Genomic DNA, 24,983 nt, shown 5'->3' with positions numbered 1-24,983 from the left:
ACATCATACTAGCAACAAACCAGTTTCGAGACAAGCCTTAGTCCATTTCTACATTATCCGTTCTTCCGGCAGCTCAATAAAAGGCATAATGCTCTCCTTCAGCGGTGTGACAGGACGCCCCATTAGCCGTTCCAAATCTCCTGAAGTGGATGAGGTATCCAGCTTGCTCATAAAAGCATAGATCCAGTGCTGAGCTGCGGCATCCTGACGGTGTACCACCGGCTTCCCGGCAACCCCGGTTAATACTTCAGCCAGATCTGTAAAATCCCAGGTACGTGCAGCGGCCAGCTCATAAATATGATTGCCTGCCTCACCTTCACTAAGCACAGCCGCAGTTGCCAGCGCAAGATCTCCACGTGTTACCGAATTGAACTTCCATTCACCCGGAGCGGTTATCAATTCCCCGCTGGACAGTGCTTCCTTCAGCCCCAGCACTCCTACGAAATCAATGTATAAGGCATTGCGCAAAAAAGTATATTCCAGTCCGGACTCTATAATCACCTGTTCGGTTAGCGTGTGCACATTGTCCGGATTGCTCTGCTCAGATCTCTGCCGGGGAAAAGCAAAACCCGTATAGAGAATATGCCCGACACCGCTTCGCTTAGCAGCATCAACAACCCGCTTGTGCTGGATCAGACGGACGGTGTCATCCGTATTCGAGCTGGAGATTAGCAGCAGCCGGGAAATTCCGCGAAAGGCTTCATCCAGCGATTCCGTCACATCGTAATCGGCATAACGGACTTCTACGCCTTGCTCCCGGAGATACGCCGCCTGCTCAAGCTTCCGTACTCCGGCTACAACCTGTTCTGCGGGGATACGGCTGCGCACATTTTCTACAATTAGCCTTCCCAATTGTCCGGTGGCGCCAGTAATCATAATCTTCATTATTATCTCTCCCTTGTATGATTGCTCAATTTGTTCAGCAGACCCAGCAGCTGGTGCAGCTCCGTATCATCCAGACGCTTCATCACGCCGGCAACAGCTTCCCGGTTTCCAGGCAGCTGTTCAGACAGCAGGGCGCGGCCAGCTTCGGTAATCGAAATCACCGTCTTGCGTCCATCCTTGGCATGATCCGCACGGGAGATATAACCGTCTTTGTCCAGCGGAGTGAGCAGGAGGCTGATATTGGCTTTGGTCACACCGATTCTCTCAGCGAGCAGCGAAGGGAGTATCATTCCCCCGTGCTTCGCAATCTCAACCAGTACGCGGATTCTTGCCCCGTTCAGCCCTTGAGCCTGCCAGTATTTCTCAGATACGGCTACTGCATGGGCTGTCGCTCCCACCATAGCGAAGAATACCTCATTGTGGAGCGGCAGCTCCAGCACATACTTTTGCAGGGCATCCATCCGATCATCCTTTAGTTCTTCCTTTAGTTCTTCCATTTGTTCATCTTCATTCATTTGTTCATCCTTCCGTGCATCCATCCGATCACCTATTCCTTCATTCATTCGTCCATTCATAGAATCATCCATCTGTCCGTTCAATTGTTCATCGGCTGGTTTATTCATCCGCTCGCCCATTTGATCACCCATTCTATCATTCAAAGTTTTGTCCATTCGCCCCTTAACGAGACATAACGCCACTTAACGAGAAACATCGCCACTTAATGAGACATAATACCCCTTAACGCCTCTTAATGTCGCAAGCTCAATTTAGTTAATAGCTTAACTATATTTATATAGAGAATAACTTAACCAGCTCTTATTGTCAAAATGTTGCATCAGAGCACCCCCGGTAGGTTTGGGTTTGTACTAAAAGCCATTAAAGACATATAGTTTGGATGTGCGTTTGTGTCGGCGTTTGTATGGGCGTTTGTGTGTGCGTTTGTATGGGCGTTTGTATGGGCGTTTGTGTGTGCGTTTGTATGAGCGTTTGTATGGGTGTTTGTGTGTGCGTTTGGACACGCGGTCTTGGTACTAGCTAGTTTGATCATACGTTTTCAGTACTTGGTTGGTTGGGCATTCGCTTGGGCATTCGGTTGGGATTGGATTGGGGTATTCATTCGGATCTTGCGCAGAATTACTGGTGATTTAACCGGACTAAGCCTGGAATGTTGGACTAAATGCAAGATTTTTTCTTTATTTACTTGTATAATTGGTTATTGTTGTACTATTTACAACAATTCTTACGATTCAGCGGGTTATCCGACTGAATTGTTGTATTTTGTGCAAGATTTCCGGTAAATTAGCGAGATTGAATCCGAATTGTTGTACTTTCTGCAGGATTTCCCTCGCTTGATCGGATCAGGCCTGCTTTGTTCCGTTTTTCGGTTTTCGCATACCCCTCCGGTAGTTTAGCCGGACTTCCACAATACATTTCGCTCTACACACTAACATAAAACCAAATTAACCCCCTACCCTTTAATTCGTAGGTAGGGGGCTTGGCGGAAGGCACACGGAGTACGGTAAAAGGTACAAGTTACGATAGATGGCTCGGTTCCAATAGATGGTTCAGTTCCAGTTGACGGTACAGTCACGGAAGATGGTTCAGAACACAGTAGATGGCTCACGTACAATTATGTTGCCTCCACTAGACAATCTTTTAGATCAATACCGCCTTAGCCGTTGATGTCACTGGTTCTTCGTTATAGCTCATACTACCCTCCAGAACAACCTCCAGCTTTATCAGCTCAGAGCGGCTGGCCAGACGGATCGGCGGTCCCCAGGTTCCGTAGCCGGAGGAGACAATGACATGCAGCTTGTCTTTGAGCAGATAACCCCAGTCCAGCTCGAACAGGCGTCTCGTAATCCAGTGATTCGGAGCAATCTGCCCGCGGTGGGTATGTCCCGACAGCAGTACATCCACTCCAGCCCGCGCAGCAAGCTCGAAGCCGGTCGGCTGATGATCCATCATAATAATCGGCTTCGTGCGGTCAAGTCCGTCCAGCAGAGCCTCTACACTGAGCCGTCCGCCCGCTTCCATCGCCTCCGCCGTCTTATCTTTGCGGCCCACAACATATACTCCCGAGGTTTCCACAACCTCATCCTGCAGAACTTTAATGCCGATGTTCTTCATCACTTCAGTGTACTGTGCAATCGACCCGCCATAATACTCATGATTCCCCAGCACAGCATAGACCCCGTAACGTGCCTTAAGCTGCTTCAGCTGCTGGTCCATTCCATTGCGGATAAAAGGTTCAATGCTGTCATCCAGCACATCTCCGGCCAGAAGCACGATATCGGGATTCATCGCATTAATCTCCGAGACCATCCGGCGTAAATGCCGGTTCCCGACAATGTTGCCCAAATGCAGGTCAGAGGCTACAGCTACCGTCAGCGGAACGCTGGTTCCGATAGACTTATCGACTTTCAGTCTGTGGCTCCGCACCACTGTACTCCAGGCATTGCGTGAACCCCATAGCAGGAATACGGCAAGCAGTGCCAGTACGGTAGCTCCAGCTTCGGTAACAAACGCCGAGAGGCCCACACCGGTGAGCGCCAGCACTCCATATACCAGATCGGTCAACGGCAGCAGAATCACGGCAAACTCCATACAGGCCAAATAATAGGAGCCGACCACCTTGAACAACCGTCCAACCGGCTTAAGCGCCTTCGGCAACGGAACTCTGCCAATAATATAAGAGAAGGCAATCACAAGAAAGACAGGCCAGTAAGCAGCAGCATGAATACCCGGCAGCCATTCCTGGAACAGAACCCACAGATGCCATCCAATGTAGAAATTAACAAGTCCAAGCACAAGAAGCATGATAATTCCCGAAGCCAGCATGCGCATGTTTTTCACCCTATTCACTCCCTTAAGGTAAGTTTCTATAATATCTACTTCAGATCATATCACAAAGTATTAGTAAGGAATAAATTGTGCTCCGCTACTATGAAAAATCTTAGATAGATGCAGGAACCTCGCATAGTAAAAACGAATCCGTTCTATGTAACAGTTGAGTAACTATTTAGGTTAAGCGCGAGAAAGGTGAGGATTTCCTTGGATCACTCTTTTAAGATTTCGTTTAGTATTTATTCAAAGATTTCTCTATTCATTTCATTATTAATTCTGGTTGTCGTATTAACCGGCAGTGATTCAAATGCAAATATACAAACCACTCCAATAGAGCTTAACAAAAGCTCCGTTTCAAATATCCCCTATTCCATTCGTTCGAGCATGTCTTTTGCATTTCATAAGGCAGAAATTGAGAAGCAATTGGGAAAAGCCGATATCACCAGACGCATGAAAGGCTATTCCTATGAAATACGAAATGTTTCTGACGGCAGCCATATTTTTGTTATGTATATGAGAAGCAACTATGTTTCTGACGTATGGAGATTAACGCACTTGTTAAGTCAGGACAGCTTTAGCAAGATTAATATCGGAGAAAGTACACTAAGCGATGTGGGAAAAATTGATCCCTACTTCATGGAGTTTAATTACTCTGATCAGCAAAAGGTGGCAACGAGTGAACATAAGCTAGACGATGATGGAGTAATGATTATTAGCTATACACACAGCAATAATACTTGGATTGTTAATTCTATCGAGCACACCAAACAAGACCCGTCAGCGTTTGTTGCACAACTTCTGCCTGAGGATAAAGAATTGCTGCTGGTAGATTATTAAGCTGTGTACGCACAGTAAAAAAGAGCCCAACGGGCTCCTTTTAAACTTCACTGAACGCTTTCAGAATTTTTGCTTTAGTCTCCTTTAGCCGTGTCTCTGCACCGTCCGGGTGCAAGGGCTCACTCCAGGCCAATCCGTCACCCTCGTAGCGTGGAACAACATGCATATGGTAATGGGTCAGATCATTAAATTTACCGCCGTCAGCACAAATTCTGATTCCGTCCGGTTTGTACAGGCTTTTGAGCAGCGCAGTCACCTTCTGCGAAGCATCCATAACCGCATGCGCGGTTTCCGGGTCCAGGTCTGGTTCAATACCATTAGCGATTCTGCATCCCAGGCAATCCATATTGCGCCTCTCTCCCCTCTAAAAAAAGAAAATGCCCTGCGGCATCTTCGTGTTCCGGATTATGTAGTTAAACGGCTTTGTTACCTTTTGCAGCGATACAGTCCCCGATCAGCTTGTCACATTTGTGAATATGATTAATCAGCCAGTCAGTCAAAGTACGGTTAAGCTTGATTGTTGACAATACGGATACCCCTTTGGTCTTAATGCTCTCTTCCAGATCCAGAACGGTCTGTACGAATTCAGCATGCGTCTTCTGGTGTTCTGTCAGTTCAGGGAAGTCGATGTCCTTCATCAATTGCTCTTCACTGCCGAAATGCTCCACGGTGTAGTCCTTAAGGAACTTCAGTGTTTCTTCGATCTTCTCTTTGCCCTGCTGGTTGGTACACGCTTCAAAAAAGTCATTCAGCTTCACAAGCAGCTGTCTGTGCTGGCAGTCAATCTTCTCTACTCCGATGTCATATGAATCCTTCCAGTTAATCATTGACTCACCTTACCCTTTTCCATAAATTACATAATGAAAAGCATAATTCATTGTCCGCTTTTCCGCATAAAACTTCTATTAACAACATCACACGACAGCAGAAAACAAATTTCTGCGGAATTGGCGTTGCAGTTTGTTATGGAAGGAGTACGATATAGCTAAATCATTAACCTGTTCATATGCGAGCCTGTATTTCGGCTTCTCAAGTTAGATTCCACTCCAGATTGTATCTGTACAGCTTCGATGGGCGGTGACCGGCATCACGGGTACTCTCATCCGTCTCAATTACCCGCTCAGCAATCTTGCGGCGGAATGCGGCGGCGAGCAGCTCTTTGCCAAGGATGATTTCATACACACGCTGAAGCTCGGACAAGGTGAACAGCGGCGGCATCAGATTGAACACAATATCGGTATACTCAGCTTTGCCGCGCAAGCGTTCGATTGCAGCCTGCACCATCAGCAGATGGTCAAAAGAGAAACCCGAGCTCCGCACAATCTCACGGTCCATATGGCGGACATGGCCCCGGATGGTTTCGGTAAGCTTGACCACACCGCTGAGCCTCGCCTGTTCATTCTGCAGAATAATCTCCACAAATGTCTCCAGCCGGATACCCTGCTCCAGCTCCTCGCGGCGGGTCTCCAGGATATTGTAGGAAACCTCAAACCAGGCGGCTGCTGCCGCATCATCCCCTGCTTGTACAGTCAAGGCTTTGCGGTCCACGAGTGCCATGTAAGAACAGCTGATCACCCGCATCCGCGGATCACGCTGAACATCGCCCCAGGTATATAACTGTTCCATATAAATATTATCGATATTAGTCTCACTGTACAGCTCCCGGCGGGCTGCCTCCTCTACACTTTCGTGGATCCCCACGAATCCTCCAGGCAACGCCCATTGTCCCAGAAAAGGATGTTCACCGCGCTGTATCAGCAGAAGCTGCAGCGACTTCTCCGCCAGCTTGCGGTAATTATCCTGCTGTTCCTCCATTACGGTGAAGATCAGCATATCCACAGCAACTGACGGACGTTCATAGTTCCCGGCGTCATACGTCTTCAGGAACTGCTCCTCGGTTAGACCGTTGTGATCAGTGACGGGTTGATTAGGCATTGGCAGGCTCCTTTTATAGGAATATCTTAATATTATCCCATTGTTAATAACATATCGTTATTATATACCCGCTGCCAAGGTATGCGTCAAGTAAAAAGGTGTTGAATCCATCTATATATGTACTCCATATTGAGAACGACCGGTCAAATAATATTTTATCATCACAAGGGTTCAATATGGACAAGCACTGTAGCTACTTGATGGCGGTCCTTCAACTGATCTTCAATCTCTTCCGTAATGTCATGGCTCTGCACCACATTCAGTCTGGAATCCACAAGTACCGTAGTATCCACTAGTACATTGTTTCCGTGAATGCGGGCTTTGATATCCTTAATTAACTCTACGCCTTCAATCTCCGATACCGTCTGCTTCATTAACTCCAGCTCACCTGCATCGAATCCGTCTGTCAGGTCATGAGTGGCTTTGCGGAAGATATCCCAAGCGGTTTTGCAGATCAGCAGACCGACAATGGTAGCGGTGAGCGGATCAAGCCACGGAATGCCGAACTGTGAGCCGATAATACCAATGAAGGCACCCACGCTTACGAGCGCATCCGAACGGTTATCCTGCGCAACGGCATGCATCGCATTGCTGTTCAATTTACGGGCAAGCTTGATGTTATACCTAAACACAGCGATCATAATCACAGCACAGGCAGCTGCCGTCCACGCGGCAATTAGATCAGGGGTTTCCAGTGAAGGCTGAATGAACTTGTTGACACCCTGATACAGCACTTGAAAGCCTACAGCAATCATTATGAAGGAGGCGATCAATGCAGCAACTGTCTCTGCTCTGAAATGACCATAGCTGTGATTGGAATCCGGGGGTCTGCGGGAAATCTTCAGGCCTGTCAAAATTGCTATGGAAGCAATAATATCGGTGCTGTTATTCAGTCCGTCGGCAAGTAATGCCTGCGAGCCTGAAACGGAGCCGATGAACAATTTGACGGCAGATAGCAGTATGTAGGCTAGTAGACTAAGCCAAGCCCCTTTTTCACTTTGTTTGATATCGCTGTAATTATCCAAGAAAAAGGACCTCCAAATAATAGTATTGTTCCATACTACACGCTGACTAGCGGGTGGGTCTAGAGAAACAGTGTTGCCGGACGGCGCAAGAGTTAACCCCGCCAAATAGAGTTGCGGAGCCGGAAGTATGTTGCCTTGCACAACATTGTTTGCCCCGGTTCAACATTGAGCACAATCCCTGCTGCAGAACCCAGTAACTTTTCATTGCAAACATCGTCTAACTAATAAGAAGCCGTCACGGCAGCCGCATTAAAAAGCGGATACCTTCCTTATAAAGGAGGCATCCGCTGTAAAAGCAAACGAAAGGGACAAGTCCGGAATCATATTATTCCGCCGGAGGTGTAAAGGAACGGGCGGCGAACTCGGCATCCAGCATATAGAAGGCATTACTGTCCGTTTCAATCCGTTTGAGCTTGGCGATAATATTGCTGAAGAGCGCTTCTTCTTCCACCTGCTCGTCAATGAACCATTTGAGGAAATAGATTGTTGCATGCTCGCGTTCATCCAGGGCCAAATCAGCCAGATGATAGAATTTCTTCGTATTCTGCTGCTCATGGGCGAAGGCATGCTCGAACGCATCCAGCATGGATGAATATTCATTGTTCGGCTCCGGCAGGGCGGCAAGGGTGGCACGATAGTCACGGTCATTAAGGAATTTGTAGATTTTCATTGCATGGAACCGCTCTTCTTCAGCCTGCACCAGGAAAAAGTTGGCGAATCCATCCAGACTTTCACCGGAACAATACGCGGCCATTGCCAGGTATACATGAGCGGAGTAGAACTCGAAATTCATCTGTTCATTAAGCGTGTTCATTAATTGTTCTTTCATTGACAGGTCACCTCATCCTTCTCATTTGTGTACACAGTAAGCAGTTCTTATGTAAAATCTACTTCATCTTATCATTCCTACCCGCCAATCAGCAAACGAAAGGACGAATCTCAACAATGAAATGGTTCAGCCCACGGCAATATAAGTTGTCCCCGCACCAGCGCCCTCTCTTCCTCTTGACAACCGTTGTTTGTCTTCTGCTGGCAAGCGGTTGTGGAGGAAGCGGAGGCTCTGCACAGGCAGGCACGGGTCCTTCGCGGGCACCGGCATCAGCTTCACCCTCTGCTCCTGTGACTACACCGGCAGCATCAGCAGGAGCAACACCTGCAGCCAGTGTCCAGCCCTCCGCTACTCCAGCTTCGGCGGCAGATAGTACAGACACTAATGACGTTATCTCCCGGAAGCTAGCCGGAATGACACTGGAGGACAAGATCGGGCAGATGCTGCTGGTCGGAATCGATGGAACTACGGCAGAGTCAGCGGCACAGAAGATGATTGCCGAAGACAAGGTTGGAGGAATCATCCTCTATTCCGATAATATCAGCAGCCTGAAGCAATTGGTCAGTCTGACCAATACCTTGAAGAAGAGCAATAACGGCAATCCGGCCCCGCTGTTCATGAGCGTGGACCAGGAAGGCGGCAAGGTGAGCAGACTTCCTGATGAATATGCAGTGTTCCCTTCCAATGCAGCGGTAGGGAAAGAGAATAATGCTGCCGCTGCCGGAACGATGGGCGAACTTCTGGCCCGGGCGGTGAAGTCCTCCGGCTTCAATATGGATTTCGCACCTGTCCTTGATATTAACAGCAATCCGGATAACCCGGTTATTGGTGACCGCTCCTTCGGCAGCACTGCAGATCTGGTAGTCCGCCTCGGCATCGCCGAAATGAAGGGCTTGGAGTCTGAAGGAATTGTGCCTGTAGTGAAGCATTACCCTGGCCATGGGGACACTTCCGTCGATTCCCATCTGGAGCTGCCGGTAATTAACAAAACAGAGGCGCAGCTCGCCAAGCTGGAATGGCTGCCTTTCCAGGCGGCTATTAAGGAGAAGGCAGATGCAGTAATGGTAGCCCATATCCTGTATCCGAAGCTGGACCCCGAGAAACCCGCTTCCCTGTCCCGAGTAATCATCGGTGAGCAGCTGCGCGGAGAAATGGGCTTCAAGGGAGTCGTCATTACCGATGATCTTACGATGGGCGCTATCGTCAAGAACTACAGTCTCGCTGCGGCTGCAGTCGATACTGTACGGGCCGGCAGCGATATTCTGCTGGTCGCCCACGAGTACAAGAATGAGCAGGCGGTGCGGGCCGCTCTGCTCAGCAGCGTGAAGGACGGTACGGTCACAGAGGCACGGATTGATGAAAGTGTCTACCGCATTCTTGCACTGAAAGCCAAATATGAGCTGACCGATCAGGCAGTCCCCGTCCCCGATCTTACCGGGCTGAACAGCGAGATCAAAGCCTGGCGTAAGCCATTTCAGCAGAACAAGTAGTTAACAAGCGGAATCGGTACCACTATCAACAATTTATACGCTCTGGGGAAGTGAAGCTTACTCCTTATGCAGTAGCGAGAGTTATGAACCAGCAGAGTTGAAAAAAAGGCACTTAATTCTGCCGAAATCATGCACTTCAGGGAAGCAGTTGGATTAAGTACAGACATCAAATTAGATGTACTAATTCCACTTAGATCATCCGCCGCGCTCCGCCTGTAATTTATATTTGAAAAAAGCCCCAAACCCGGCAATCAACCAGGTTTGGGGCTTTCACTGCTGCTATACTACTGAAGAACTACCGTATCCCCAGCCTTCAAGCCTGAGAGTACTTCAGTCTTCTCTGTCGTTTCCATGCCGATCTTGATCTCCGTGCGCTCATATTGGCCGTTCCCTTTGTCCAGCATGACATAAGCCAGATCACCTTCATGGACAACGGCAATACTGGAGACCACTACCGCCTTCTCTTTACGTGAGGTCTCGATGTCACCGCTGAGGCTGAGGCCGCCGATCAGATGCTCGTCAGGCTGCAGGGAGATCACTACTTCGAATTGCGGGATTTGCCCAGCCGTATTCTGGCCGGTGGTCGTCGTCGCAAATTTGGATACCTCGGTTACTTCCCCATTAAGGATCAGATCCTTCATCGCTGTCATCTTCACCTGTACCTTCATTCCTTTTTTGATACGGAAGATATCCTGCTCTCCGACCTGTGCAATGAACTCCAGCTTGTTCAGATCAACGATCTTGCCGATGTACTGGTTATCTGTAACCGTCTGTGGACGTTCAGTACTGCTGTCGTAGAGGAAGATCCCGTTATCGGGTGCATGATAGACTGCCGTGTTCAGCTTCGTTTTTTTATCCGCAAGCTCCTTGGCCTGGATCTCCGCATTCACCTGATTCAGCTCGTCGTTCAGACGCGCAGCCTCCTGGGCAGCCAGCGCCTTCAGCCGTTCCGCTTCCGTACCGGCCGGAGCCGCACTATCATCCTCCTGCTGGCTGACAAAAGCGTTCAGCTCCGCCTCCAGCTTCGTTTTGCGGTTGGCAGCTTCTGCCGTCGCAATCTCATTGCGGAGTGTGCTCTGATCCAGGGTAAAGAGGACATCCCCTTTCTTGACCTGTGCCCCGTTCTCTACTTTCCAGGCGGTCACCTTAGAGGCAAACGGTGCATACACCAGCGTCTCCTGCTGGTATTGCGATCTTCCTTTTACCTGTATCGAGCTGGTCAGCGTCTCCTCCGTTACCGGGAAACTGATTACCTGCATCGTTTCCGGCGGAAGCTCTGCCGCCTCCTTGTCCTTGAAGAACTTGGTATACCCCAGATAACCTGCGGTACTGATGATACCTAAGATTATGATCCACTTCAGGCTCTTCTTTAGAGTCCTCTTCATCATTTCGGCTTCCTTTCTAGCTTAGGCTTAATCTCGTTTAATGGCGGTCAACGCATCGGTTCGGGAGGCGCTGATGGCCGGATAGATTCCGGACAGAACTCCGGTCATAATGGCAAAGGATATCCCGATCGGCAAATTCATCGGCGGGATGAAGAAATTCATCCCATCGCCTGCCGAACCGACCAGCTTATTAAGCCCCATGACAATTAAATAGGAGAACAAGACACCGAGCAGTCCGCCCAGCAATCCCAGAAGCGCGGCTTCTGTAATAAACATATTGCGGATCTGACCCATGTTAGCCCCCAGGACTTTCATAATGCCAATCTGCCGGCGACGCTGATGGGTGGACATCGTCATAGCCACAATAATGGAGATCGAGGCGATAATCAGAATGAATACACCGATGCCGAGTGCTGCCATCTTAATCATGTCAAATTGTTCCTTCAGCATCTCCTGCTGGAACAGATTGTCTTGAGCGTTCAGTGACAGCTTCTGAATCATCTGCTCGACCGATTTGATGTTCGCCACATCGTCCACTTTCACTGTAACTGCGTTATAGCTGCCCTCTTCCGGGAGATTGAGGACACTGGTGGTGGAATTATCAAATACCAGCTCCTTGGAGAGCTGCGCTGCAGTTTCAGGTGATATATACATAATCTTGTCATACGAAGCCTGCATGTCGTCGATCCCTTTTGCTCCTTCAAGAATGCCGCCCACCTGAAGCGGGGAGCTAAGCTTCGTTGCAGGTGTAGTTGTGCTATAGTCCTGCGCCTGAATCTGAATCTGCTTGCGGTACAGCTCGGAGGGCTGGACCGATAGTTTTCGATACTGCTCCTGAATATCCTGATTGAACGGATCATTACCCATGCTTTCATAAAGCTTCTGGCGGGTCTCCAAGTCGATTAAGCCCAGCGTCGCCCCGTAATTGAGCACGATCGTTCCCGGCTGGCCATTCGCTCCGCCCTGCTTGAATTTATGATCGTATTCCGTCAGCATCTGCAGATCGGCGACTATGATCCTGACATCAGCAATCTTATTGTCGATCGTCACCAGCTGCAGATATCCGGCCTCCTGAAAAGGTGAAGCGGCCTTCACATGATTCAGTCCCTGGATAATCTTCAGCTTCTGGTCCGTCAGCTTGCCCGGGTCGAGGTTCTCATTCACCTCTCCAGAACCGCCGCCTCCGCTGCCGCCCTTGCCGTTTGAAGGAATCCCCCCGCCCGGCGAGACCATAATTTCGTCCATTTTGAAACTTTGGTTCACCTGTTCGGTCACATAGACTTGAGCAGATTGGCCCACACTCAAGGCCACGATAATTGCTGCGCAGCCGATGGAAATCCCGGTCATACATAGACCTGTAACCACCTTGCGCCGTTTGACCTGTTCCCAGGCCATCCGTGAAATATCTCTGATCTTCACGGCTTCCCTCCCTCTGCAGGCTCAGCTTCAGCAGGTGTCTGCTGCTCAGCTTCAGCAGGCGTCTGCTCTTCAGTCCCTGCAGCTGTCTGCTCCTCAGTCTCTACAGCTGCCTTCTGTTCAGTCTCTACAGCTGCCTTCTGTTCAGCCTCTACAGCTGTCTGCTCCTCAGTCTCTGCAGCCGCCTGCGCTTCAGTCTCTACAGCTGCCTGCTGCCCGGCTTTCGCAGCTGTCTGCTGCTCAGTGATCAGGAAGCCGTCTCTGAGCGTAAAGATCCGCTGCATTTGTTCCGCCACCTTATATTCATGTGTAACTACAATAAACGTGGTTTTCATCGTACGGTTCAGATTCAGCAGAATGCTGATAATCTCCTCCTCGGTCTTGGAATCCAGGTTCCCGGTAGGCTCATCTGCGAAGATGACCGACGGTTCTGTGATCAGTGACCGGGCAATACTGACCCGCTGCTGCTGTCCCCCGGAGAGCTGGGAAGGGAATAAATCCGCTTTGTCGGGAATGCCCACCTGCTCCAGCAGGGCGAGCGCCTTCTTCTTACGGACGGATGGAGACACCGATTGGAATACAAGCGGCAGCTCCACATTCTCCCGGACAGTCAGGCTGGTAATCAGCTCATACGCCTGAAAGATAAATCCGATATGCTTGCGCCGGAACTCGGCAAGCTTATTCTCGCCCATCTTCACAATGTCCTGGTCGGCAATGTAAATATGACCTTCCGTCGGCTTCATCAGTCCGGCCATCAGGTTGAGCAGTGTAGACTTGCCGGACCCGGAACTGCCCAGCAGTGCGACCATCTCTCCCTGTTTGACGGCAAAATTGATTTTATGGAGAACGGATGTCCATTCATTACCGGTTTTGAACGAATGCGTTATATCTTCAACACGCAACATGGAAGCTGCTCCTTTTTAAGAATACAAGAATTTATATATTTAGTTAGACTGATGTGAATATCAATTACTCTGATTTAGGCGGAAGCTCTTCTTTGACCAAATAGACCTGGCCGCCGAGCATCAGCCGTTCGCCCTGGAATTCATCATACAAGGTTAATTTATAAGTACCACCGCCGAGAGTTTTGTACAGGCTTCTGTTGATGGAGAGCGAATAGACGTTGTTCGTCCCCTCTATCAGGTCGGTACCTATGGAGAGCGTCTTTTCCTGCGAGATTCCGAAAGGATCGGTAATTTGTAGAATAAGCTTATGCTCCAAGGCTCCTGCATCGTATTGATAATCCCGCTTCAAATTGTAGTTGACTGATATATTGATAGTATCTGAGGATTTCAGATGTCTGCCCTCTGAGCTCAGGAAGGAAATGGTATACGGATACAGAACGGTATTCAGTAGTGTGGTTGCCGGTACATTGGCCTGCGGATTCAGCTGGAGCGCAGCCACATCCACAAATCCGGTCGCTTCCTCTTTACTCTCAATCAGCTTGCCTCCGTTGATACCGGCACCCAGATAGAGGGAGATGTCACTGATGTCCGTGGTTTTGGGCAGCTTGGTCCAGAAGACCACGAGCTGTTTCGCACCGGGAGCAGCGCTGTTATCCGATTGGCTAGGCGTTGCCTCAAAATATTGGCCATCTTTGGTTCTGTAATACGCCTGCAGCCGGGCCATCTTGCTCTGTCGCTTCTCTTCACTGCTCATGAGCAGCTCAGTATAGACCAGATTATAGTTTTCCCCTTCATAGACGGTGGTTCTGTTCTCCTGCACAGTGGCTGTTTTGCCTTTTCCATTGACGGTGTAGTTCTTGCCCTGCGGAATGATGGCGATACTGTTAATCGAGTTGTTGATGCTCAGATCCAGGAATGGAACAGTTTCTGTATTCTCTGTGCCGTATAAGGCGATTCGGATATTCTGGAACTCAGCCGTATAGGCGATTTTGCCGAGTACATACAGTACCACTGACTTGCCGGGGGCCAGGACCGATGATTCTTTATTGTCCATGAACAGATCCGTAGTCACGAGCAGGCTGTCATTGTCGAGCTTAATGGAACCCTTAAGTTCCGGCAGGGTCAGCGACACGGATTGTGTATTGGTAATTTTCAGTCTGGCGGCTACAATATCATCATCTCTCCAAGGGTAACGCTGCACAGATTGAATACTATAGGAGAAAGAGCCGTATGAATTCGTCGTCATGTACTCCTGCCCCGTCTGCACATCCGCACGAAGTGCGTAAGGAATGACGAAATAGGCAACCGGGAAAATCATTTTGGATGTCGTCGCTCCGCTGCCGGCATTCCCTGCACCAGACGCTCCTTCTGTACCTTCTGAACCTGCCGTACCAGATCCAACTGCTGTATCCGCGCCAACCGCTTCGATCATCATCAGCTGCAGGCCGGACTGCTCCACTTCAAGCGGTACGCGGACCGTCAGCGGAATGATTTTGGTCTCTAGCGGCTTGAGTGTAACTCCGCTTAACCCCTTCGCACTCACCGGGAAGGTTGTACCTTTCTGGGATTTGACCGCCAGCTCATAGCTTGGCAGCGTTACTGCTTTGTTGCCGGTATTCTTGATCTGCATCTGAAAAGTCCATACCGCATCAGCATCCTGGGAATATACATTGGCATTGCGTATCAGCGTTTCTATGGTATTGCTGTTCACGATGATTTTTTTGACTACGCCGCTGCCGACGACCAGATTAGGTGATGTGGCCGCTGGAAGCTTATAGGCCGATTTCGGCAGCTCCAGCTTCGAAGTTTCATCCTTTTGCGTAAATTGTAGCTTCATATTATCCGTCTTAAGGTAGGCTGGTATTTCGGCCAGATAATAGATGCTCCGCTTCTCTTGCGGCTGAATCTTGTAATCTGCCTGAGTGCTGCTTAATGCAAGCTCAAAGGAAGTCCCGCTGGCGGATACCAGATACGCGGAATACCCCGGATCACCCAGCACCTTATTTCCTTTATTGGTCAGATTGAGTCCAACCTTGGCATAGACTTTGCCGCCGTATTTGTAGAGCTGCAGTGAATCCGCACTGGCTGTAACAGGAATGTCGTTCATGGTGGTATTCAGGCTTGTACCGGCTGCAGCAGCTGTAGAGTAATTCGCCGGAACTGCGTAAGAGCCCGTCTGCTTCAGATACCCCTTCGCCTTGGCGTCCCAGACCAGCATGGAGATCTTAAGGCCCTGCAAGGATGAAGTTTGTCCCACATTTACATAGTAGGTAACGCTCAGACTTTCTTTCGCGCCGACTTTTTTCTTCAGTGCATCCGTTCCTACCGGATTCCCCGGAAGCACTGAACCGCCAGGTGTTACAACCCGTGAGAAATATTTCAGCAGACTCGCGCTTGAATTACCGGAATTGGTATATTTCAGCGTATACGATACGATATTCCCGCCGGTCTGACTCCAGATGTTCACGTTCTCAAGGACTGCAGTCACCCCGGCTCCCAGCGGAACGGAATTGAATTTGAATGCTGGTGCAGCGGCGGGTGCCGCCGCGTTCTTTGATGTTGCGGCTGCGGCGGCAACGGGGGCAGCGATGCTGCCGGCCAGCTGGCCGGCTACAAGCGTACTCACGAGCAGAGCAGCATATGTAACTCTATACTTTCTCATTTATTTCCCTCCAGATGTATTTACTAGCAATATTATAGTTGCAGACAGCGTGGAAATTGTATCCACTTTGTAACCCTTCGCCTCCGGTTGTAACCTTCTCAAGCAAAAACATGTCAAGTACAGCACAAAAAGCGCGGATAATGTAACAAAGTTTGTTAATATTGTTTCGGCTACGCTATGATTCTATGAGCTGAACAACCGTCTGTACTGGTTTGGCGGTAGGCCTTCCAGCTGTCTGAAGACCTTAATGAAGTAACTGGACTGGTGAAAACCGCATTGCAGCGCAATTTGCGCGACAGACAGCTCAGTCGAAACCAGCAGCAGCTTAGCACGGGCCATCCGGCAGTCACTTAAATAACGGTTCGGCGTCTTGCCCATTATGCTCCGGAACAGCCGCAGAAAATGATAGCTGCTGTAACCGGCAAGCCTGGCCATCGCTTCCAGTGTCCAGGGCCGCTCGCATTCGCTGTGTATCCTGTCGGCCGTGAGCCGGATGGAATGTCTGATCTCCAGCGGCACCGACCCGTGCAGCGGTTCAGAATTCTGCATCAGCGTCACAAGAATCTCATAGAGCAAGGTAGACAGACGCGGTTCACTCCGGGTCTCATAAGTTGCACTTAGCCTGTACATCTCCTCGAAGACCGGTTCATAGCCCGTTCCGGGATCGAAGGTGAAAAAATAACCGCGGGAGTGATCCGCCTCCTCCAGCATCGGCAAAGATAAAGCTGTGGCGAAATGGACCCAGCGCACATTCCAGGCCTGGCCCGGATCAGAACCGTATTGCTGGTAAGCCCCCCGCGGGAACAGAAACCCGCTCCCCCGCTTCATCGATATCCGTTCCCCTTCCTGGAACACATACCCTTCTCCGCCAAAAACCATATGAAGGTTATAGCTGCCCAGGAAACCTTCGCTTCTGCGCTCCGCATGCTGCGGGAAGTCGGTGTAATGGCCCAGCATCTCCGGATAGCATACATAATGGGCATACGCTGGCTGCGGTAGAACATAATGCTTTTTCATCCAATCCCCTCTTCTCTCCGCCTTGAATCAAGCACGCAATATAATAATACAATAGCAATATTATGTTATATAAGTGTATACACTGCTGATAATACAATAGATTGGTACCAACTATAAAGCATATATTTACACTTGGAGGTTACTATGAAGAAACCTGTTGCTGCAGAACGATTCGAGCTTGGCGTCTGTTATTATCCCGAGCACTGGCCTGAATCCATGTGGGCGGATGATTACCGCCGTATGGTTGAAACCGGATTCACTATTGTACGCCTGGGCGAGTTCGCCTGGTCGGTATTTGAGCCGGAAGAAGGTCAATTTCAATTCGGCCTGTTTGACCGTGCTATAGATTTGGCGCACAGCTACGGGCTGAAGGTGATTATGGGAACACCTACTGCCACTCCGCCCGCCTGGCTTACCGAACAATATCCTGAGGTATTAAATGTGACTCATGAAGGTGTGACGATGCAGCATGGCATGCGCCGTCATTATAATTACAGCAGCCCCAAATACCGTGAGCTCTGCGCCAGAATTGTGACTAAGCTTGCAGAGCATTACGGCAGTCACCCCGGAGTGACCGGCTGGCAGATCGATAATGAATTGAACTGTGAGGTAAATGTGTTCTACTCGGAGAGTGACCATCTTGCCTTCCGGACGTGGCTTCAGGATAAATATGTGACACTGGATAAGCTGAATGAAGCCTGGGGTACTGTGTTCTGGAATCAGACCTATACCCGCTGGTCACAGGTCTATCTGACCCGGCCAACCCCCTCGCCTAACCAGCCCAATCCGCACCAGGCACTGGATGAGAAGCGTTTCATCTCTTATAACACGATTTATTTTGCCAAGATCCAAGCGGATATCCTCCGTGAACTGGCCCCTGACCAGTGGGTGACTACGAACGGCCTCTTCGGACATCTGGACAGCCATGAGCTGAATGACGAACTGCTGGACTTCTTCAGCTATGATTCATATCCGCAATTCTCGACCATTTACTTTGATCCGGCAGAGGTGAACCCGCTGCGTGACCGCGGCTGGGGACTGTCACTCTCTGCGGTCCGCTCGGTCAGCAGCAACTTCTGTGTGATGGAACAGCAGTCGGGACCCGGCGGTTGGGTCAACCGGATGGATATGCCTTCTCCGAAGCCCGGGCAGATGCGGCTGTGGACTTACCAGTCCATCGCCCATGGTGCAGATATGCTGCTCTATTTCCGCTGGCGGACAGCTACTATGGGGAACGAAATCTATTGGCACGGCTTGAATGACTATCATAACCAGCCGAACCGGCGCGTGAAGGAAGCTGAGCAGATCGGCAAGGAGCTGGCAAAGATCGGCAAAGCCTTCATCGGCAGCCGGACTCAGGCAAATATCGCCATCGTGCGGGATTATGATAATGAGTGGGACGGGGAATATGACATCTGGCACGGGCCATTCATGTGGCAGAGCAACAAGGAATGGTTCAAGGCACTGCAGCGGAAGCATATCCCCAATGATGTTCTGTATATGCGCAGCATTACAACGCTTGCGGAGCTTGTGCGTTACGAGGTGCTGGTCTACCCGCATCCGGCCATTATGAGCGACGACACAGCGGCTCTGCTGGATCAATATGTACAGCAAGGCGGGAAGCTGATCTTCGGCTGCCGCACCGGATACAAGGATACCACCGGACAATGTTATATGCGGCCTTTTCCCGGAGCAGCCCAGGAGATGTGCGGTGTAACCGTGGAAGAGTTCACTATGGTCAAAGGAACACGTCAGCCTACCTCGATCCGTTGGACGAATAATCCAGGGACGCTTACGGGTGCGGATGCTTTCAATGATATTCTTCATGTGGAAGAGGACAGTGTCGAGGTTATGGGAACCTACGCTACCGATTATTATGCCGGCAAACCGGCGGTAACCCGCAACAAACGCGGCAAGGGGGAAGTCTGGTACTACGGGGCTGTATTCAATGAGCAGGCCGTGCTGCAAATGATCGGAAGTTTGGGGCTGAATTCACCAGCTGCCGAATGGCTGGAATTGCCGCCGGAGATTGAGCTGCAGATCCGCGCTTCTGAGGAAGATACCGCTGCAGGACTCACCTTCCTGCTTAACTATAGTGAAGAACCGGCAGAGATCGTGCTTAAGGAATCCAGAACAGATCTGCTGAGCGGACAAACCCTCACGGGAAGTTATACGCTGGACGGATATGGCGTTCTGGTGCTGGAATAACAATTCCTGTTAAGCCAAGGCATGACTAAATCAATATAAAAGGGTTCCGCCGCCGCAGATTGCTCTGTGGATAGCGGAACCCTTTTGCTTCTGCAAGCTGCCCGGCACTGAAACTGGCGAGGGCATTGCAGCGTATAAAATATAGAATCTCCTTGCAATTCGCTGTGAATTATTAGATATTAAAAACTGAAATTCATATTCAGTTTCAACGTGGAAGTTAGTGATAGTTGTATTATGTGCAATTAAAAACAGAGAAAAAGCATGTTTGCCTCTTATAATTGTAGTCTGTACAACTAAATTTGCCCGAATGGGCGAGCCCCCCTCTACATAGGGCAGTTTAATTGCACGAAATACAACTAAACGCTTAAACACTAGTAAATCAGGTGATTTAGTTGTACAAAGTACAATTAAGCATACCTGATATACCGTGACCGGTCACTGTCAACCTTCAGCAAGCGGTTTACCAAAGTGGTTATTACAAGTTTATATCTGATGCTATACATAGCTTGGAAATGAATAGTTTGGAATATAGAGGAGCGAGTGAATCCGTGAAGCCAGAATTCATACAACAGGAGTCTCCGGCGAATGGCCGCCTGCAGCAGGATGCCCTAGAGGTGCCGGAGGGGAATGACACCTTCCTGCAAGGGGTCAAAGACTGCCTCCCTACTCTGCTCGGCTATCTAAGCATTGGCTTTGCAGCAGGCGTCGTGGAGAAAACGGCCGGCCTCTCCATTGCCGAAATAGCCATGATCTCCATCATTCTTTATGCCGGATCAGCCCAGTTTATCGCCGCAGGAATGATTGCGGCCGGAAGCAGCGCCTCCAGTATCATCATCACAATTCTGCTGGTCAATCTGCGTCATCTGCTGCTGAGCGCGGCGATATCGCCGTACTTCCGCCATTTGAATCCGCTGCGCAATCTGCTGATTGGCTCACTGCTTACCGATGAGACCTTCGGGGTAGCCATCCAGAAGAGCGCCTCCAGGAAGCGGATCAGCGAGAAATGGATGCACGGGCTTAATATTACAGCCTATTTGAACTGGTTCCTGGCCAATATCGCCGGCGCCTTCCTCGGACAGTGGATATCCAGTCCGGAGAAGTGGGGGCTGGATTTCGCTCTGCCTGCCATGTTCATCGGACTGCTGGTGCTGACGGTCATGGCACGGCGCAAATATCTGCTGGACATTACCGTCGGCTTCATAGCTGTCATTGTTGCCGTTCTGGTCTCTATTCTGTGGTCGCCCAGCATGGGCGTGATTGCGGCAGCCCTTATAGCCTCTACGATTGGAATGGTGATTGAACAATGGAAATAAGACTGGAAATTTTCTTCATTATCCTGGGCGCTGCACTCGTTACCTTCATCCCGCGCGTTCTTCCGCTTATGCTGCTTAGCCGGATCTCCATTCCGGACTGGGGGATGCGTTGGTTAAGCTTTGTACCAATTGCGGTAATGGCTGCATTGGTCGCCCAGGAACTATTCGTAACAGACGGCAGGTTCACCGGCCTTTCCACGAATGTGGAGCTGATCGCGGCATTGCCCTCCTTCTGGGTAGCCGTCAAAACCCGCAGCCTGCTCGGAACCGTAGTCACCGGCATCCTGGCGCTGATGCTGCTGCGCCTGCTGTTTTAAGCCCTTATACTTCAGCTTCCAGCTTCAGCGTCTCTTTTACATAATCGCCAATATGATGAATCGCCTGCTGCGCTTCAGGCAGCAGCGCAGCCAGCATCTGAAACACACTCCACATGTTCTCCCACACTTCCAGCTTGGCGGGTGTTCCCTCCTCAAGTGCCTTACCGGCCAGCCGCTCGGCATCGCTCAGCAGCACCTCGTGATCACCTACTTGAATGAACAGAGGCGGCAATCCAGTGAGGTCTTGTCTCAGCGGTGATTATAGTGCAGGAGCTTCCCCGGCATACTCCCCAAGATAATCTTCCAGAATACGCTGATTAGTCTCCCGGCTTCCGGTCGGGTCTCTATCCGCCCGGCTCGTATAAGACTCTCCGTCCAAATGAACAAGATCTCCATGAGGCGAGAGCAGGAATGCGCCGCCCGGAAGCGCCTTCCCTTCATCCCGCAGAGAGATTAGCGTCATAAGGGCAAGCGTGGCACCTACAGAATCTCCGCCAAATATGATGTGCCCGGACTTGAAGCCCTGGTCCAGCAGCCACTGGTACGCGGACAGGCAATCTTCACCCGCAGCCGGATAACGGAATTCCGGAGCCAGCCGGTATTCCACAGTCATCACAGCAATTCCGCTGGCGGCTGAGAGCCTTGCGGCCAGATCCCGGTAGACTGCACAGCTGCCGGCCACAAACCCTCCGCCGTGGAAATACAGAATCACCTTTGTATCCCAATGCGCATCCTTTTTTCCACCAGTTCTGACCCACTCCCCACTGAACCTCTCTGTCCTTACCTGCTCAACCTGCACACCGTTTAGCACAGGCAGTTGTGCGGCGGATTCTGCTAGGGCGGCGCGGATCTCTTGGGCCGGTTGTCCCGGAGACGGTTTATTGTGCTTCAACTGGTTGGAAATGGCCTGTAGCTGTCCGGCTGGAGTTATACTAGGGCATATCATAACGGTTCATTCCTCCTCTTAATCGTTCATAGACACAATATAAACCCTGTACCGGAGTACAGGGTCAAGTGGCTATCTCAGATTATATTGCCGGCAGATTCAGCCTTTCATGTTCAAGATATCAAGAGTCTCCTGGACACCCGAATGTCTGTCCTGTGTAAGGAGGCTGCTCTTCAATTCTTCCAGCTTTGTGCGGGTCTTGTGCCGTTTGGCAATCTCCAGATCAACAGCGGCCATTTTACTCTCTATGACTGTAATAAAGTCCGGTATTCCGATACTGCCGTCTGAAGATTTGACCAAAGCTTTCTTGATCTCACGCAGAGTGAAACCGCAAGCTTTCGCATTCTGAATGAAAGCGATCCGTTCCAGCGCTTCCTCCGGATACATCCGGTATCCGGAGGACGTGCGCTGAGGCTGCGGAATCAGCCCGTATTTCTCATAATACCTGAGCGTTTCTATGTTTACTCCAGCCTCTTTGGCCAGCTCGCCTCGTAAATATGGGGTCATCCCTATTTCTCCTTCCCGCAGGATTAGCTACAGCTTCAACTGTTCTTTAAGTGCTGTAATCTCTTCAGCAGAGAGCTCAGTGAGGTCTGACTGTTCCTCATCTGCATATCTGGCTTTATTATAAAATGCAAGCAGGCGGTTATAGGCTTCCCCTTCGCTGCCCGGGTTTTTGCGCTGCCGCTTCTGTCCTTCCGACCATGCTGCCACATCGGCAGCCGTCTCCTGAGGGGTCAGATATGCCTTCACCTCATACCCGTCAGTATGCTTGGCGCGGAGCCAATGACGATAGAGCCAGCGGATGCGTGCCCGGCTTCCGTCCATCGTCTCCCACCGGTCCCGGCGGCTGGATGGTGTAAGCCTGGTACGCCAGTAATCCCTGAAGCCCTGAACGGTCTGCTCCCAAGTGAACAGGCTGGTCTCTTCATCCTGATAACCGGCAGCAGCTGCAGGCGATTCTCTGCGCAGCAGTGTCAATAGCCAGTCCATCGCTCTGCGGAGTAGTCCACCGGTATTTCTGTATAACCAGCGTACTCCGTAATACAGCACCACAGCTATTGCAGCCGCCCCTATAATATAGAAGCCAATGTTAAGAATTGCGGCCAGAATGCCAGGTTCACCGGCTTCTGCTGCCGGGAATTCCTGAATGGCTTGTGGAGGAGCCTCCTCCGTCGGAGGTTCCTCTGCACCGGAGGATAGCCGGCTGAGCCAGGTGAAGAAGAGACGCACCGCATTCCACAGCAGCATACCCACCGCTTTGCCGCCGCCCGCCGCCAGGATTGCCGCCAGGACAATGAATCCCGCCAGATACAGGCGGTTATGCCGCCGCAGGCCTTCAGGCAGACGTGCTGAATCACTGTTTAAGGAGCTGTAGCGCAGATGGCTGCTGTTGGAATCAATCAGTGCCAGCACCAGACATAAGCTTCCGCTCCAGGTTAGAATAGTCACATTAGCCTGAAGCTCCGGAATCTGGGAGAAGGCTATGGAAGCAATGAAATAGATCGTGATTCCGGCCAGATAGATTCTGAACCGGTTCACCCGTGAAGCTGTAGTCATGCCAAGATACGCACAGACTGCGGCACCCGCTACCAGCGGGATGCCCGGGAGTGTCAGTGTGCTGCTTATCAGTCCGGACAAGAGACCCAGCAGCAGCGCCGCCAGCAGCTGCTGCCATAACCGGCTGCATCTATGCCGCAGCAGTACACCGCCTGCAACCAGCAGCGGTAATAGGTAAATCCACCGAACCGCTGCTTCACCCGATTGCAGATAAGTCTGCAGCGCCAGCCAGACAGGCAGAAGCAGCAGCCAGTCTATGAAAGCAGTAATCCATAGCGCAAGGTTGGCCTGGAATGAAGACGAGAAACGGAGCTTCATAGCGCTGCACCGCCTTCTTCCGGAATATCCAGCCATTCTACGCCATTCCCCATGAAGCTCAATACCGCAGCGGCATCCTGCAGTTCCGCTCCCCGGTGACAGGTAATGATCAGATAATCCGTATCGCCTTCATCCTTCTCTGCTTCAATCTCCATCAGCCTGCTCATTGGCAATGTTCTGTCCAGATTCAGTCTGGCCAGCATGCCCAGGAATTCTTCAGCATGTGATATCGGCCAGGTATCCACCGGATCTCTTGCCCCGCCGCCGTCCAGCCTTCCGTTGCTGAGCAGCCGGGTCTCAATGCCATGGCTGATGGCATATTCAGCCACGGTCGCCGCATACCGGATGCCTAGCTCAATCCGCTCCACATCGGTTACGGTCCGCCACATGGAATCGCTGATCTCCACGTTCAGGCAGATTACAAGCCTTGAATCGGCCGTGTAATCCTTCTGATGCACCTGCATGCTTCCTGTCCGGGCTGTCGCTTTCCAGTTGATCGAAGCCAGGGAATCCCCTGCACTGTACTCGCGGGTACCAGCGGTCAGGAACGGATCTTCTACAATCCAGCGCTTGACGGGCAGCTCGCCGAGCCAGCTGTGCACCGGCAGCGGAAGCTCATGAAATTGAAGCAGCCCCGGGTAGACAAGGAGCTCCAGCTGCAGCGGGAAGGTCTTCGATTTGCGGCTCATCCCGAAGAGATCCCCCGTGGTCATCGTTGCGGTCTCCAGAAGAAACAATCCGCGCTCCCGGCAGATCACATTATGCCGGCGTTTGATGTGGCGGTAAGACCTGAGAAAGAACAGGCTGACATGATTCTGTGAGATCTCGCCGCTGCTGATGCCCAGATTCTCCTGGGAGCCGAACTCAAGCCCCAGGGCGATACTGGATTCCAGACGCAGCCAAGGCAGCGGAAGCAGCTTCTTATTCATGATCTCCTCGACCATCTCCACCTGCTCTCCTGCATATACGGCCTTGGCCGAGAAATAGCGGGTATAGGTGACCTTCTTAAGCGCGTTACGGTCGTATATAGCAGAGACGAATAACAGCAGAAACAGCGTGCTTGCAATGAACCACGGCAGCGACATGGC

General features: G+C 50.8%; 20 protein-coding genes and 2 pseudogenes. 5 read left to right on the top strand and 17 right to left on the bottom strand.

Translation table 11 applies throughout. The annotated features are described in order from the left end of the window. Nucleotides 1-48 precede the first annotated feature (48 nt). The 3 genes from GC101_RS24530 to GC101_RS24520 all read right to left on the bottom strand — a co-directional run bounded on the left by GC101_RS24530 (nt 49) and on the right by GC101_RS24520 (nt 3,732). Complete coding sequence (locus GC101_RS24530; RefSeq protein WP_171719396.1) at nt 49-885, bottom strand: SDR family oxidoreductase; 837 nt, start codon at nt 883-885, stop codon at nt 49-51. Between the two features lie 2 nt (nt 886-887). After that, nucleotides 888-1,556, bottom strand: a complete 669-nt coding sequence (locus GC101_RS24525) for a MarR family winged helix-turn-helix transcriptional regulator (protein ID WP_246354490.1) — start codon at nt 1,554-1,556, stop codon at nt 888-890. Between the two features lie 985 nt (nt 1,557-2,541). Then, a complete protein-coding gene (locus GC101_RS24520) occupies nt 2,542-3,732 on the bottom strand; it encodes a metallophosphoesterase (RefSeq protein ID WP_171719653.1) in 1,191 nt (396 codons plus the stop codon). 207 nt (nt 3,733-3,939) lie between these two features. Here GC101_RS24520 and GC101_RS24515 point away from each other — a divergent pair, with 207 nt between their 5' ends. Continuing rightward, nucleotides 3,940-4,569: a hypothetical protein gene (locus GC101_RS24515; protein WP_171719395.1), complete on the top strand. Its 630-nt coding sequence runs from the start codon at nt 3,940-3,942 to the stop codon at nt 4,567-4,569. Nucleotides 4,570-4,609: 40 nt separating this feature from the next. On the opposite strand, the gene GC101_RS24510 is transcribed toward GC101_RS24515, so the two are convergent. The 5 genes from GC101_RS24510 to GC101_RS24490 form a co-directional block, all read right to left on the bottom strand. Then, nucleotides 4,610-4,915, bottom strand: a complete 306-nt coding sequence (locus GC101_RS24510; protein WP_171719394.1) for an HIT family protein — start codon at nt 4,913-4,915, stop codon at nt 4,610-4,612. Between the two features lie 67 nt (nt 4,916-4,982). Further along, nucleotides 4,983-5,396 (bottom strand): bacteriohemerythrin, encoded by a 414-nt coding sequence (locus tag GC101_RS24505; RefSeq protein ID WP_081969990.1) that lies wholly within the window; start codon nt 5,394-5,396, stop codon nt 4,983-4,985. A 202-nt stretch (nt 5,397-5,598) separates the two neighbouring features. Then, the gene (locus GC101_RS24500) at nt 5,599-6,504 is read right to left on the bottom strand and encodes an NUDIX hydrolase (protein ID WP_171719393.1); all 906 of its coding nucleotides are present in this window, start codon (nt 6,502-6,504) and stop codon (nt 5,599-5,601) included. A gap of 161 nt (nt 6,505-6,665) precedes the next feature. Continuing rightward, on the bottom strand, nt 6,666-7,529 hold the full coding sequence (locus GC101_RS24495) for a cation diffusion facilitator family transporter (RefSeq protein WP_171719392.1): 864 nt from the start codon (nt 7,527-7,529) through the stop codon (nt 6,666-6,668). A gap of 325 nt (nt 7,530-7,854) precedes the next feature. Next, nucleotides 7,855-8,358, bottom strand: a complete 504-nt coding sequence (locus GC101_RS24490; protein ID WP_039292730.1) for a ferritin — start codon at nt 8,356-8,358, stop codon at nt 7,855-7,857. A gap of 116 nt (nt 8,359-8,474) precedes the next feature. On the opposite strand from GC101_RS24490, the gene nagZ reads away from it, so the two are divergent. Continuing rightward, nucleotides 8,475-9,848: a beta-N-acetylhexosaminidase gene (nagZ, locus tag GC101_RS24485; RefSeq protein ID WP_171719391.1), complete on the top strand. Its 1,374-nt coding sequence runs from the start codon at nt 8,475-8,477 to the stop codon at nt 9,846-9,848. A gap of 284 nt (nt 9,849-10,132) precedes the next feature. Here nagZ and GC101_RS24480 read toward each other — a convergent pair whose 3' ends face one another. The 5 genes and pseudogenes from GC101_RS24480 to GC101_RS24460 all read right to left on the bottom strand — a co-directional run bounded on the left by GC101_RS24480 (nt 10,133) and on the right by GC101_RS24460 (nt 17,233). Next, nucleotides 10,133-11,236 carry an efflux RND transporter periplasmic adaptor subunit gene (locus GC101_RS24480; protein WP_343049820.1) on the bottom strand — a complete coding sequence of 368 codons (1,104 nt, stop codon included), beginning with the start codon at nt 11,234-11,236 and terminating at the stop codon, nt 10,133-10,135. A gap of 24 nt (nt 11,237-11,260) precedes the next feature. Continuing rightward, nucleotides 11,261-12,652 carry an ABC transporter permease gene (locus GC101_RS24475; RefSeq protein ID WP_171719390.1) on the bottom strand — a complete coding sequence of 464 codons (1,392 nt, stop codon included), beginning with the start codon at nt 12,650-12,652 and terminating at the stop codon, nt 11,261-11,263. A gap of 206 nt (nt 12,653-12,858) precedes the next feature. After that, nucleotides 12,859-13,554: pseudogene (locus GC101_RS24470) on the bottom strand (ABC transporter ATP-binding protein); the annotation flags it as partial. Nucleotides 13,555-13,618: 64 nt separating this feature from the next. Further along, nucleotides 13,619-16,216, bottom strand: a complete 2,598-nt coding sequence (locus GC101_RS24465) for a hypothetical protein (RefSeq protein ID WP_171719389.1) — start codon at nt 16,214-16,216, stop codon at nt 13,619-13,621. Nucleotides 16,217-16,399: 183 nt separating this feature from the next. Beyond that, nucleotides 16,400-17,233 (bottom strand): helix-turn-helix transcriptional regulator, encoded by an 834-nt coding sequence (locus GC101_RS24460; protein ID WP_171719388.1) that lies wholly within the window; start codon nt 17,231-17,233, stop codon nt 16,400-16,402. Between the two features lie 144 nt (nt 17,234-17,377). On the opposite strand from GC101_RS24460, the gene GC101_RS24455 reads away from it, so the two are divergent. The 3 genes from GC101_RS24455 to GC101_RS24445 all read left to right on the top strand — a co-directional run bounded on the left by GC101_RS24455 (nt 17,378) and on the right by GC101_RS24445 (nt 21,071). Continuing rightward, a complete protein-coding gene (locus tag GC101_RS24455) occupies nt 17,378-19,441 on the top strand; it encodes a beta-galactosidase (RefSeq protein WP_171719387.1) in 2,064 nt (687 codons plus the stop codon). Nucleotides 19,442-20,034: 593 nt separating this feature from the next. Continuing rightward, nucleotides 20,035-20,754: an AzlC family ABC transporter permease gene (locus GC101_RS24450; RefSeq protein WP_246354504.1), complete on the top strand. Its 720-nt coding sequence runs from the start codon at nt 20,035-20,037 to the stop codon at nt 20,752-20,754. Next, entirely contained in the window at nt 20,745-21,071 is a 327-nt protein-coding gene (locus GC101_RS24445; protein WP_171719385.1) for an AzlD domain-containing protein, read from the top strand. The genes GC101_RS24450 and GC101_RS24445 overlap by 10 nt, the downstream gene beginning before the upstream one ends. Nucleotides 21,072-21,075: 4 nt before the next feature. On the opposite strand, the pseudogene GC101_RS24435 reads toward GC101_RS24445, so the two are convergent. From GC101_RS24435 to GC101_RS24420, 4 genes and pseudogenes are all read right to left on the bottom strand, one after another. Beyond that, nucleotides 21,076-22,017, bottom strand: a pseudogene (locus GC101_RS24435) (alpha/beta hydrolase). Between the two features lie 99 nt (nt 22,018-22,116). Then, a complete protein-coding gene (locus GC101_RS24430; RefSeq protein WP_171719382.1) occupies nt 22,117-22,524 on the bottom strand; it encodes a MerR family transcriptional regulator in 408 nt (135 codons plus the stop codon). 27 nt (nt 22,525-22,551) lie between these two features. Beyond that, nucleotides 22,552-23,895 (bottom strand): hypothetical protein, encoded by a 1,344-nt coding sequence (locus GC101_RS24425; protein WP_171719381.1) that lies wholly within the window; start codon nt 23,893-23,895, stop codon nt 22,552-22,554. Next, nucleotides 23,892-24,980, bottom strand: coding sequence for a DUF58 domain-containing protein (locus tag GC101_RS24420; RefSeq protein ID WP_171719380.1), 1,089 nt, complete (start codon nt 24,978-24,980; stop codon nt 23,892-23,894). The genes GC101_RS24425 and GC101_RS24420 overlap by 4 nt, the downstream gene beginning before the upstream one ends. Between the last annotated feature and the right edge of the window lie 3 nt (nt 24,981-24,983).

The organism is Paenibacillus phytohabitans, assembly GCF_013141775.1.
GTDB lineage: Bacteria > Bacillota > Bacilli > Paenibacillales > Paenibacillaceae > Paenibacillus_AQ > Paenibacillus_AQ phytohabitans.
Note: the sequence above shows the minus strand (reverse complement) of the source record. Positions and strands in the feature narration are given on the sequence as shown.